The organism is Chryseobacterium capnotolerans, assembly GCF_021278965.1.
GTDB classification, from domain to species: domain Bacteria; phylum Bacteroidota; class Bacteroidia; order Flavobacteriales; family Weeksellaceae; genus Chryseobacterium; species Chryseobacterium capnotolerans.
In genome coordinates this window covers 5,248,958-5,261,767 of record NZ_CP065589.1, presented here as the reverse complement: position 1 = coordinate 5,261,767, position 12,810 = coordinate 5,248,958, and the positions used below count along the sequence as shown (strand labels likewise).

Annotated in this window: 7 protein-coding genes and 2 pseudogenes; 1 reads left to right on the top strand and 8 read right to left on the bottom strand. The window is 36.2% G+C overall.

The features are described from left to right. Nucleotides 1-188 precede the first annotated feature (188 nt). The 8 genes and pseudogenes from H5J24_RS25030 to H5J24_RS24995 all read right to left on the bottom strand — a co-directional run bounded on the left by H5J24_RS25030 (nt 189) and on the right by H5J24_RS24995 (nt 9,491). On the bottom strand, nt 189-647 hold the full coding sequence (locus H5J24_RS25030; protein ID WP_068939214.1) for a heme-binding domain-containing protein: 459 nt from the start codon (nt 645-647) through the stop codon (nt 189-191). A 4-nt stretch (nt 648-651) separates the two neighbouring features. After that, nucleotides 652-2,427 (bottom strand): Ig-like domain-containing domain, encoded by a 1,776-nt coding sequence (locus H5J24_RS25025; protein ID WP_068939212.1) that lies wholly within the window; start codon nt 2,425-2,427, stop codon nt 652-654. Nucleotides 2,428-2,452: 25 nt separating this feature from the next. After that, nucleotides 2,453-3,715, bottom strand: a complete 1,263-nt coding sequence (locus H5J24_RS25020; protein ID WP_068939210.1) for a serine hydrolase domain-containing protein — start codon at nt 3,713-3,715, stop codon at nt 2,453-2,455. 179 nt (nt 3,716-3,894) lie between these two features. Further along, complete coding sequence (locus tag H5J24_RS25015) at nt 3,895-4,824, bottom strand: 2-hydroxyacid dehydrogenase (RefSeq protein WP_068939208.1); 930 nt, start codon at nt 4,822-4,824, stop codon at nt 3,895-3,897. Between the two features lie 156 nt (nt 4,825-4,980). Further along, nucleotides 4,981-5,531 (bottom strand): annotated as a pseudogene (locus tag H5J24_RS25010) (acyl-CoA thioesterase). Next, complete coding sequence (locus H5J24_RS25005) at nt 5,519-6,271, bottom strand: HU domain-containing protein (RefSeq protein ID WP_068939203.1); 753 nt, start codon at nt 6,269-6,271, stop codon at nt 5,519-5,521. The pseudogene H5J24_RS25010 and the gene H5J24_RS25005 overlap by 13 nt, the downstream one beginning before the upstream one ends. A gap of 180 nt (nt 6,272-6,451) precedes the next feature. Further along, nucleotides 6,452-8,570: pseudogene (locus H5J24_RS25000) on the bottom strand (TonB-dependent receptor). A gap of 324 nt (nt 8,571-8,894) precedes the next feature. Further along, nucleotides 8,895-9,491 carry a WG repeat-containing protein gene (locus H5J24_RS24995; RefSeq protein ID WP_232815936.1) on the bottom strand — a complete coding sequence of 199 codons (597 nt, stop codon included), beginning with the start codon at nt 9,489-9,491 and terminating at the stop codon, nt 8,895-8,897. A 465-nt stretch (nt 9,492-9,956) separates the two neighbouring features. On the opposite strand from H5J24_RS24995, the gene H5J24_RS24990 reads away from it, so the two are divergent. Continuing rightward, nucleotides 9,957-12,740, top strand: a complete 2,784-nt coding sequence (locus H5J24_RS24990) for a bifunctional aconitate hydratase 2/2-methylisocitrate dehydratase (protein ID WP_068939201.1) — start codon at nt 9,957-9,959, stop codon at nt 12,738-12,740. Nucleotides 12,741-12,810: the final 70 nt, after the last annotated feature.

Sequence of the window (12,810 nt, the reverse complement as noted above, 5' to 3'; positions counted from 1 at the left end):
TTTGTAATATAGGCTCTCGCAGATTTTGCAGATACGGCAGATTATTGGGTTTTATCCACTGCTTATTTTGTAAAATCTGCGGGAGCTTTTTTATGGTAAGAAAATAATTTTCCCACAGATTTCACGAATTACACAGATATAAACTCTGTGATGATCTGTGTAATCTGTGGGAATTATTATATTTTAAATCAGTATGTTTTAGATTTCAGCATTTCCTCAAAATACTGGCTAAGCAGAGTTCTTTCTGCTTCTGAAAGCTTAGCTTCTTTATGATAAACAATATAACCAGGAAGCGGCATTGTTTTATGCTTAAGAGCCTCCATAGACCTATCGAGCATATTCTCTTTTAATTCTTTATTATAGGTTCCCCATACAGAAAAATTAAGTCGTTGACGCCCATCATTCACATGGCTTTTTACAGACCAAGAAATAGGAGCCACATAAGCATAGTTAGGATATACCGTTTCATCTGAATGACAGTCATAGCAGGCATTTTTAAGAAGCGTACTTATCTTTTCCGGAGTATGCTTCATCTGAACAAAATTCACCTTAGCATCAACCGGTTTATTCACCCTATCAATGGGGATAAGCTGGATAAGCGCAAATATTACCAAAGTCCATAAGACTATTTTTTTTGCCGTCTTCATAAATCTATTTTACCGGAGTTATCACTGCATTGGCAGATTTAAGCTCTTTTTTATTTTCCTGTATTACAGCTTTTTCTTTTTCGTCAGAAACAGGAGGTGAGACCGGAGTCGTTGGAGCTGTTCCTTTAGGATTATCTAGTGTTCTGGTATCTTTCAGATCCCATTCTTCTCTTGTTTCCCATAATGCTTTTACCAAAGCTTTTTTATAGTAAACATAGGCATCTTCTGCAAAAGTTTCTGTGGAAAAATCTGCTTCATCCCAATACTTGTCATTATTGTTATCTACTAATATTCTGACAACATATTCTTCAGGTTTCAGAAGATCAAATTTTACTTTATCTCCTTTGGTATATTTCTGATATACCACTTTATCTGAAGAATCCAGTAACTGAATCCAATAGTTAGAAGCGGGAGCATTAGTAAGGGTAAACTCCAGGCTTCCAAACTGCTCTACTTTATCAACGGTGAAATCAAAACGTTTAGATTGGGCATTCTTTGCATAGAAAGAAGAAACTGTTTCTTTAGGAATTGTAAGCTGATAATCTTTCCCACTGATAAAATCAGAATTCACCTGAATCTGATAAGGATTGGTCTCTGAAATCTTAGCTGTAAATGGAATAGTATTCAAAGAATCTCCTTTCACCGCCAATTTCCATTTTGAAGGATCAATCTTATCAATAAAGTAATTGGATGAAATTTTAAAATCAGTTTTTGGGGGTAATGATCCACCTCCATTATCGCTGAAAACATCCATTGTATTTTTCTTATTGTATTTATAGAATAAAGAAACAGAATATACGGTATCTTTTTTCGGACCAATATTGTGGCTAAATGACAACTTCTCAGTAGTTTCCTGTCCTACATTACTCTTTACCGCGTCAAACCAGATTCTCACCGAATCTGATTTTGGTGTATGGGTTACTTTTATATCTTTAAGTTTGTCATTGAGTGATTGAACATTTACTTCTTCAGGATGTCCTTCAAACGTCATAAGTACCCCACCAGAAATCTCTTTCATATCCAAATACTTTAAAGGCTTCTTTGATGGATAAATACTTAAATTTAAACCCGAAATTGATTTCTCAAAATCAACCACTTCTTTCTTAAATCCAATTTTCTCCTTTCCAGGATCATAGATTGAGTTTCCGTTTTCATCTTCGAAAGCAATGATCTTATATTTTCCCGGAGAAAGGTAATTCAGCTCGTAATATCCATCGTCATCTACCTTGGTAATATAATAAGGTTTTTGTTTGTAGTTCATGGTATCTTTTACCTGATACAGCCCAACTACGAGCTTATTTTCATTAGTACCGGTCTTCTTTTTGATCTGCATGGCATCTTTTACTTCCCCACTGATGTACAGATCATCCAGTTTATCACCTGTAGAAAATGCGAAATTAAAATACCTGAGAATATTGGCCTCATTATTATCCGCAATAGAATTTCCAAAATTGAAATTGTAAGTGGTATTAGCCTGAAGCGTATCAGTCCATTGGATAAGAACAAATTTATTTGCGATATTCGATGGAAGAATTCGTTTGATATTCTTGATAGGCGGAGAAATAATAAGATTTTTATTGATGTCCTTTAAGGTTACGTATTCATCAAAATCCAGGCGAAGTTCGTGGATATCTCTTTTTACATTAATCCTTGTTGTATCAATATTTGAACTTAAAAATTTTGGGGCCAGTGTATCTTTAGGGCCTCCCACAGGAGATCCTACCCTTGCACATGAATGTACAAGAAAACTGATAACAAATAATAAAAGAAACCTTTTCATGAAAATGTTTAAGCAAAAGTAAACATTATTCTCCAAAAACTTCGTGTCCGCTGTTCAAACTATCTTTGCTATCGTTCATTACCGTCTGAAGTTTCTCCTGCTGTAAAGGAAAATTCTCAAATAATCCTGACAAAGCAAGTGCTGTATAAACTTTACCTGAATATTTATTTCCAATCGCTACGATGGTAACTTTAGATTTTAAAAGATGGGCAAATACTGAATTTGTTCCATGCCACCATCCGTTATGATACGTCAGTTTTTCACCATTATCAAATATTTTCATCCTAAAGCCAAGTCCATAATTGTTCATTCCAGCTTTTTCATTGCTGTAAGGGGTAAATACCATCTGCATCAGTTCAGGCTTCAAAAAATCCTTTGAATACATTGCTTTTGAAAAATTAAGCAGGTCTCTCGGTGTGGTATAGACATTTTTGTCACCGTAGATCAGATCTAATCTATCCAATGGATATAATTTATTTCCACCATAGTAGAAAGATTGTGAAGCTGTAGGTATATCTTTTTCCTGAAAGATGTAAGTATTCGTCATTTTCAATGGTGTGAATACCATTTCTTTCATGGCCTGCGGAAAAGGAGTTTGAGTTACTTTTTCGATCAATAAAGCCAATAAAGCAAAGTTTGTATTGCAATACATAAATCCGGTATCGGTATCTCTTGCCAGGTCCGGTTTATATTTAATAATCATATTCAATACATCCTGATTGGTAATAAATTGTTTGGAAAGTTCTGCCGGTGCAGGTTGTATTTTGGTAATGAAGTATTCGTATTTGGGTAATCCGCTTCTTTGGTCTAATAAAGTTTGGACTGTTACATTAGGATAAGGAAACCCTGGGAAGAATTGGGTAAGATGATCGGTAAGTTTTATTTTCCCAGCTTCTACAAGCTTCATCATGGCCATTGCCGTCAATGTTTTTGAAACGGAAGCTACGTGTAAAGGTGTATTTTTATCAATAGGCATCTGATTGCCTTCTCTCCCGAAACCTCTATAGTTTTCGTATAAAATTTCGTCACCTTTAGCTACTAGAATCCCACCACTAAGATCTCCGCCTTCCCAGATTTTTTTATAGTACTGGTCTATATAACCTGTCAACGATTCCTTATTCGAAAGCTGTCCATCAGCTTTTGTAAACACATTTCCCAAATCTACATTCCCATAGTTCGGAAGGTTGGTTGTATTCTCAACTGAAGCTTCTTTAGATTCAGATTTATTTTTACAAGAAAAAAGGGATAAAGCAACAGTTACAGCAAGTACTAGATTACGCATCTTCATAAGATTCAAAAATGAGCGGCAATTTAATAAAAGTCGAAATTAAATTATAAATATGAAGGTGACATTATGAATAATTTAACATAAATGAGAAAAAAACAAAAAGTAACGATCATAAAAAAGGCTGAAAAAGTATCTATTATTACTACTTCCCCAGCCATCTCAGTAAAATTATTTATCGCTTAACAATGCGAGGCAACAATCTTATCAACAATAAATTGAGCCAGTTTTTCTTTACTCTGGTGAGTCCACCCGGCAATATGTGGAGTTACCATTGCTTTTTCTGATTCCAGAAGATATTTTAAGTCTTCATTTTCTGTTTCAAGGTGCTCAAAAGAGGATTTTTCGTATTCTAATACATCCAGGCAAGCTCCTTTTACTTTCCCTAATTTCAATCCTTCTACTAAACTTTTAGTTTTTACATTTTTTCCTCTCGCTGTATTCACAAAATAGAAGTCATTTTCCATTTCAGAAATGAATGTTTCATCAACAAGATAGTGAGTTTCTGAAGTCAGGGGAATATGCAGACTTAATACTTCTGCAGACTGTTTTAATTCATCCAATGTAACCTGAGTGGCAAATTCATCGGAAAGACCTGGAAGAATATCATGGAATATCACTTTACACCCAAAACCGGAAAGTCTTTTGGCTGTAGCTTTTCCCATATTTCCATATCCTATTAATCCTACCGTTTTCCCCAGCAGTTCATCTCCTCTGTTTTCTTCACGTTTCCAGATTCCATTTTTCACTTCCTGAGAAGCAATGAAAAGTCTGTTCATCAATACCAGAAGCATTCCTACAACATGTTCTGCAACTGAATCTCTGTTTCCTTCCGGCGAGTTGATTAATTGGATACCTAATTTTTCAGCAACAGGAATATCAATGTTCTCCATGCCGGCCCCTACTCTTGCAATAAACTTCAGGTTCTGCGCTTTTTCAAGAAAGTTTTTATCTAAAGGAATACGGCTTCTGATGATAATACCATCATAGTTTTTGATCTTATCACAAACCTCATCGTAAGTGGACGTAAAGTCTTCTTCCAACATAAAGTTTTTAGCTAAAAGCTGTTCAGTAATAAGCGGGTGATTTTTATCTAAAAGGAGAATTTTCATATTAATAAAGAATTTAAAAATTAAGACATTCGTCTATAGTTATTATTTTAACGCAGAGTCACGCTAAGATATATAAACAACAAATGCTTTTAAGCTCGCAAAGGCGTTGGCACTCAGCAAAGTTTAAAAGCATTTTTTCTTATAAAAACAGTTGTTTTATTTTTTATCCTTCTTAGAAGTTTGAGGCTCTTCAGGCTCCTGGAATAATTTCTTAAGTTCTACAGATTCCAAAGGCTTCATTCTCCCGGAAAGAATTAGTGAAAGTTCTTTTCTACGGAAGGCAGCTGCATATCTTTCTTTTTCATCTTCTGTTTCCGGAACCATATCCGGAATGGGAATCGGGCGGTTGAATTCATCTACCGCAACAAAGGTATAGATTCCTGAATTGGTATGAATTTTTTCTGATTGATAGGATCATCTGACCATACATCTACATACACCTCCATAGAAGTAGAGAATGCTCTGGAAACTTTAGATTCCAGAACAACAACTCCTCCTTCAGGAATCGGATGATTGAATGAAACATGGTTCACAGATGCTGTTACTACTCTCCTTTCGCAATGTCTTGCCGCAGAAATGGAAGCACATCTGTCCATTTTTGCTAAAAGTTCACCACCAAAAAGGTTTCTTAGAGAGTTGGTCTCGTTCGGAAGAACGATATTGGTCATAATAGTCAGGGATTCTGACGCTGTTTTTATTTTTGCCATTTATTCTTAGTGTTTTTTGGAGCAGCCGGAACTGGTTTCGTGGCTTTTCCGACAGGTTTTACCAATGAATCTTTCTTCAGTGAATCTGAAACCGGAGTTTCAGGAGCATGTACCATAACTTTTACTGTATCTTTTACAATCCTGTGGGTAGAAGTCTGTACTGATACTTTATTAAAAGACTTTTTACCGAAGAGAAGTTCCTGTTGAGTATATGCAAAGTATAGAATACCGAGAATTGGAATAATCAACAGGAAGAACCAGAGAATAGTCTTCTTGAATTTATAGTCTTTTTCGCGGTTTTCGAAAGTATTTACCTTCTCACCATTATTAATATCAGAGAATCTGATTTCTTCCAACCCGAAGAAATCCGGACGTCCTGCTTCCACTCTTTTCCCTTTGAAATGAGTATGTCCCTCTTCAATAAAGACAGTTCCCAGATTTTGAATTTCAAGAACCTGCTCTGCCTGAAGTTTTTTCTTCCAAAAATCAGTTTGTATCTTCAGATCACTTCTGGAAGCCTCTACAGACATTTGCTTTTCACGGGCAATGAAAACAGTAAGATCTTCATTCTGTACTTCATAGTCAATTGCGAATTCAATCTGACTTGCAGGAGGCAGGATACTTCCGTTTTCGGAATTGATAATAGCCTTAGAATTTTTCAGAGAAAACACCCCAAAGCCTGGAACCGTGACAGTTCCATATTGTTTTAAATATTCTAAAATGTATGCTGAAATATTCATTTGGCAGCAAATTTATAACTTTTTCATGACTTTTTGAAGATATTTAACGGATATAAAAAAAGACTGCTGAGGCAGCCTTTTGTGTATTTCATATTAAAACACGTTCACAATTCATGATCTCTGGTCTCTTTCGGGATAAATTTGCAATTCACTTATTTACAGCAATTACTTTCTTTCAATCTATTGAATTTTCCAACTGATTCCAAACATGAAGTTCGTACCTGCCTGGGCAAAGTAAAGTGGACTTCCATCTTCACTCACAGAACCATTGTTCACATATTTTTTGTTGAACAGGTTATTTACCAATAGTTTTAATGCTATATCATTGTTTCCAATTTTAAACTGGTATTGTGCATTAAAATCTGTCAATAAATAATCTTTAAGTTCTAAGTTTTTATCTTCCGTATTATCCAGATACTGCTTTCCAACATATTGGTTCATTAAGGCAAACTGGAAATTTTTATTTGGATTAAATCTTACCCCTAAGTTGGCAATCATATTCGGAGAAAATGAAATCTGAGTATTCCCCAAACTTACCGGTACTTTTCCGACTTCTATATTAAAATCCTGATTTCTATTTTGGCTTACTGTAAAGTTTCCGGAAACTTCCCATTGTTTTGAAAGTTTGGCTAATGCACCAATCTCTACTCCACGTCTGTAACTTTTTCCTGAATTGGTTCTGATAAACGCTCCAACACTGTTAAGCTGTCCATTCAAAACCAACTGATTCACATAATACATATAATATACGTTCGCTGTTAAAGATAGAAACCCAAACTGTTTTTCCAAACCTGCTTCAAAATCATGCAGTTTTTCAGGCTTCACATCATTGTTGGCCATAATATCTGCTCTGCTTGGTTCTCTATGAGCATGGGCATAAGACAAGAATATCTTTCCACCCTCTAACTTATAATTCACCCCTGCTTTAGGATTGAAGAACAGCCAGTTTTTATCCAGGTCAGCACCGTCATCATCTCCAGCCATGATGACCTTAGTATTGTAGTTGATACTTCTAAGCTGCAAATCTCCAAAGAACTCAAAATTATCCATTCTGTATAAGGCCTTTGCAAAACCAGAAACTTCATTCTTTACAGAACGATTTCTGTAATATTCACTTTCATGGATCTGTGGATAAAAAACTCCGGTAACATTTCCGTAATGTCTTCCATAGTACTGATTGGCTACTGCTCCAAAGTTCAGGTCAAGATTTTCAAACTTTCCATACAATGTAGAAACAACTCCATAGAAATCATTATTTAACCATTTTTTTCGGATAAAATCTGATTTCGTAATCGTTACCCCATTCTCAATAATATTAGGCAGCTGATATTTAGAGAAAGAGCTTGCTTGCTTATAGTTTTCGTAATATCCCTTTCCTTTCGTGTAGTGGAAAGTTGTTTCAAGATTCCAACGGTCATTGAATTTTTGTTCCCAAAGTAACTGATAATGATTCTGTCTGTAGTTATCCGTTTCATTATCATAAAATCCTGTAATATTTCCATTAGTGTCCTTAAGGGCACCGGAAATATTAAATGTTGGATTCGTCTCCCACATTCCCCTGCTGATTCCGTTCCAAGCCTGATAGGTTTTTTTCTTTTCCACCGAAAGCCATTAAACGCAATTTGGTTTTTCCTTCTTCAAACAATGCGGTAAAATTATACGAATGCAGATCAGAAGAAGCTCTGTCTATATAGCCATCAGAATGAATATTTGTGTATCTTCCCATTACAGAAAGCCGATTTTTCCAGAATTTTCCGGAACCTACCTCAGCTGAGTATTTATAGGTATTAAAAGAACCGTAGCTATCATCGGTTTTAAAGTAAAACTTCTCTTCTGGTTCCTTTGAGATCACATTGATACTTGCCCCAAAAGCAGACACTCCGTTATTGGATGTTCCAACCCCTCTTTGAATTACAATCTGTGAGGCAGAGCTCGTTAAATCCGGAACATTCACAAAAAAGGTTCCCTGGCTTTCAGAATCATTATAAGGAACTCCGTTCATCATCACATTGATGGCCGTTCCCGAGACCCCACGAATTCTAAAACCAGTATATCCTACTCCGTTTCCGGCGTCCGAGGTCGAAATAATTGAAGTTTGATTTTTCAAAAGAATAGGAAGATCCTGTCCCAGATTTTTACCGTCCAAATCTTTCTGAACATTAATAATTTCCTTAGCAACAGGAAGTCTTTTCGTAAAGCTGACCGCTTCTATTTCTCTGATCTTCAGAGAATCTGTTTTTTGAGCCTGAATAAAGGCCACAGAGCCTACACTAAGCCCTAAAAAAAATAATCCTTTCATTCTATAAATCTTTAACATTTAATGAATAAAAGGGGATCGATAAGATATTATACAAATTCAGCCCTCAGTAGAGTTGATGTCCCTAAACAGCATTACCTGTTCCAGGTTCAGTGGGTATAATCTCAGCCTGTTAAAGCACCCCTTTATTTCAGCCGCGAAATTACTAAAAATATATGAGATGGGAATGAGATTCGTATTTGAAGGTATGGGATTCGAGATATTGGGCTACAGACTCGCAGTAAGGATATTGAGAAAAAAGAATGATGGCATAAAAATTAGAGTTATAAAACACTCCATTAGTAATAAACACCCATTATTGATGCTCTAGTATGTTTTATTATTCGCGTCAATGTAATAGTAGTTTTTGCCATCTTTTGTCACTTCAAACATTTTCCCAAGCTTCCAGCTGAAGTTTCTTTTAATATTTGAATATTCGAAAGGAACAATAATTTTGTTATTAACATCTATGACTCCAAATTTATCATTGTTTGATGCAACAATCATTGGATCTGCAACATCATCCCCTTCCATGATATAAAGGTACTGATATTGCGGATAAATCTGGTATTGGCGGTAGTCTGCTGCGTTAACGAATTTTGATTTTTCAATTATTCCATAGAACCCATTGAGAACATAGGCCTGGAAAAGCTGTTGCTTATATTCTTCAAACTTACATTTTCCTAAATCTGAATCTTTAAATTGATAAACTCTTTTTCCGGCATGGTCTATCCTATAAGAAATCATATTCTTTTCTACAGTCGCAAAATCTTTTGTTCCAAATTTTCTTACTTTTTCATTCGGTGAATTCAAAAGATTGCAGTCTTCATAAAAGAAAACGGCGATATGATATTCTGGCTGAATGATGTACTTTCCGTTTTGGTTAACATACCCGAAGCTATCTCCTTTCTTTTTGGGAATCAAAAGTGGAAGATCTTTGTTATGAACTACCAGGTCGGGATTATGCCTGACGACGGCATTCTTCTCTTTTTCACGGTAGTTTTCGTAGTGTTTTTCACAGCCGGTTTTTTCACAAATTTAGTCTGTGAGAAAACAGAAATCGAAATAAAAACGCACAAAAGATTCAGGATATTTTTCATATTCATCATTTGTCTGCAAAATTACGACCAAAAATAGAAATTATCAAATTCATATTTATAAAGAATCTAAATAAATTCATTCTCATAAAATCGTAAAATTTCGTAATTTTGGGAACATTTTGAATTGTTTAATAATTTAAAAAACTTTTAAAAAAAGTAGATTATGCTGACCTTCTTTGGTTAATGTTGCATCACATGCAAAACCCCAAAATGTCATTAACTGTATTTTATACAGACTAGTAAAGAAGCAGCGAAATAGTCTACCTTTAATATTGAAAGACCTTCTATTATGAATATTTATAAGGATTACATTAAAGAGATTGAAGAAAGAAAAGACCAGGGGCTTCATCCAAAGCCAATTGATGGTGCTGAATTACTAAGCGAAATCATCGCACAAATCAAAGACTCTGGTAATGCAGATCGAGCAGACTCTCTTAAGTTTTTCATCTACAACACCCTGCCAGGTACAACAAGTGCCGCTGGTGTAAAGGCTAAATTTTTAAAAGAGATCATTCTAGGTGAATCCGTAGTAGAAGAAATCTCTCAGGCTTTTGCTTTCGAACTATTATCTCACATGAAAGGAGGTAAATCCATTGAAGTATTATTAGACTTAGCTTTAGGTAACGATGCTGCAATTGCTCAACAGGCTGCAGACGTTCTTAAAACTCAGGTTTTCCTTTATGAAGCGGATACGAACCGTTTAAAAGAGGCATACAACAGCGGAAATGCAATTGCTAAAGAAATTTTAGAAAGCTACGCAAAAGCTGAATTCTTCACTAAGCTGCCTGAAGTAGCTGAAGAAATCAAAGTAGTTACTTATATCGCTGGTGAAGGAGACATTTCTACCGATTTACTTTCTCCGGGTAATCAGGCACACTCAAGATCAGACCGTGAGCTTCACGGTAAATGTATGATCACTCCTGAAGCACAGGAAGAAATCAAAGCTTTACAGGCACAACATCCTGACGCAAGCGTTATGCTTATCGCTGAAAAAGGAACAATGGGTGTAGGTTCATCCAGAATGTCAGGGGTAAATAATGTGGCTTTATGGACTGGTAAACAAGCAAGTCCTTATGTACCATTCGTAAACATTGCTCCAATCGTAGGAGGAACAAACGGTATTTCCCCAATCTTCCTTACTACAGTTGATGTTACCGGAGGTATTGGTGTTGACCTTAAGAACTGGGTGAAAAAAGTAGACGAAAACGGAAACCCTGTTCGTAACGAAAATGGTGATATCGTTCTTGAAGAAGCATATTCAGTAGCTACAGGAACTGTTTTAACGATTAATACAAAAGAAAAGAAATTATATAACGGAGATCAGGAACTGATTGACCTTACGAAGTCTTTCACTCCACAAAAGATGGAATTCATCAAAGCAGGAGGATCTTACGCAATCGTATTTGGTAAGAAGTTACAGACATTTGCAGCGCAGACTTTAGGCATTGAAGCTCCGGTTGTTTTCGCTCCATCAAAAGAAATCTCTCACGAAGGACAAGGTCTTACCGCTGTTGAAAAAATCTTCAACAGAAATGCTGTAGGAACAACACCAGGAAAAGTATTACATGCTGGTTCTGATGTACGTGTAAAAGTGAATATCGTTGGATCTCAGGATACGACAGGTCTTATGACTTCTCAGGAGCTTGAATCAATGGCCGCGACTGTAATTTCTCCAACAGTTGATGGTGCATACCAATCAGGGTGTCACACCGCTTCAGTTTGGGATAAAAAAGCTCAGGCGAATATTCCTAAGCTAATGAAATTCATGAACGATTTCGGATTAATCACTGCACGTGACCCGAAAGGTGAATACCACTCAATGACCGACGTTATTCACAAAGTTCTTAACGATATCACTGTAGACGAATGGGCAATCATCATTGGGGGTGACTCTCACACTAGAATGTCTAAAGGAGTTGCTTTCGGAGCTGACTCAGGAACCGTTGCTCTTGCATTAGCTACAGGTGAGGCATCTATGCCAATTCCTGAATCTGTAAAAGTAACTTTCAAAGGTGAAATGAAGCCTCACATGGATTTCCGTGATGTGGTACATGCCACTCAGGCTCAGATGTTGAAGCAATTTGGAGGAGAGAACGTATTCCAGGGAAGAATCATTGAGGTTCACATTGGAACGCTTCCTGCTGACCAGGCATTCACATTTACAGACTGGACTGCTGAAATGAAGGCTAAAGCGTCTATCAACATTTCTGAAGACAATACTCTAATCGAATCATTGGAAATTGCTAAAGGCAGAATCCAGATCATGATTGATAAAGGAATGGATAACCATAATAAAGTTCTTCAGGGATTAATTGACAAAGCGAACAAGAGAATTGAGGAAATCAGATCAGGTGAAAAACCAGCACTGACTCCTGATGCAAATGCTAAATATTACGCTGAAGTTGTTGTAGATCTTGATGTCATCGTAGAACCTATGATTGCTGACCCGGATGTAAACAATGATGATGTATCTAAGCGATATACTCACGATACCATCAGAGATCTTTCTTACTATGGTGGTGAGAAAAAAGTAGATCTTGGTTTCGTAGGATCTTGTATGGTTCACAAAGGAGACCTTAAGATCGTTTCTCAGATGCTGAGAAACCTTGAAAAACAAAATGGTAAAGTAGAATTCAGCGCTCCTCTGGTTGTAGCTGCTCCTACTTATAACATCATTGATGAGTTAAAAGCTGAAGGTGACTGGGAATTATTAGAGAAATATTCAGGTTTTGAATTTAATGACAATGCTCCAAAAGGTGAAGCTCGTACAGAATACGAAAATGTAATGTATCTTGAGCGTCCTGGATGTAACCTTTGTATGGGTAACCAGGAAAAAGCAGCTAAAGGAGATACTGTTTTAGCTACTTCTACTCGTCTTTTCCAAGGAAGAGTTGTAGAAGATTCTGAACGTAAAAAAGGAGAATCTCTATTGGCTTCAACTCCGGTTGTTGTTCTTTCTGCAATCATCGGAAGAATTCCAAGCATTGAAGAATATAAAGCAGCTGTTGAAGGAATTGACCTGACAACTTTTGTACCTTCTATCAAGGAATTAACAAGTACAAGTGCTCACTAATAGCATTCATCAATAAGTCGTAAGATTATTGAAAATCATATCAATGGAAGATTTTAGATCCCAACGGACT

Bases quoted from the DNA above. Each gene is read 5' to 3' on its own strand.
- H5J24_RS25015 (WP_068939208.1), bottom strand. From the start codon at position 4,824: ATGAAAATTCTCCTTTTAGATAAAAATCACCCGCTTATTACTGAACAG.
- H5J24_RS24990 (WP_068939201.1), top strand. From the start codon at position 9,957: ATGAATATTTATAAGGATTACATTAAAGAGATTGAAGAAAGAAAAGAC.
- H5J24_RS25005 (WP_068939203.1), bottom strand. From the start codon at position 6,271: ATGAATATTTCAGCATACATTTTAGAATATTTAAAACAATATGGAACT.
- H5J24_RS25020 (WP_068939210.1), bottom strand. From the start codon at position 3,715: ATGAAGATGCGTAATCTAGTACTTGCTGTAACTGTTGCTTTATCCCTT.
- H5J24_RS25025 (WP_068939212.1), bottom strand. From the start codon at position 2,427: ATGAAAAGGTTTCTTTTATTATTTGTTATCAGTTTTCTTGTACATTCA.
- H5J24_RS25030 (WP_068939214.1), bottom strand. From the start codon at position 647: ATGAAGACGGCAAAAAAAATAGTCTTATGGACTTTGGTAATATTTGCG.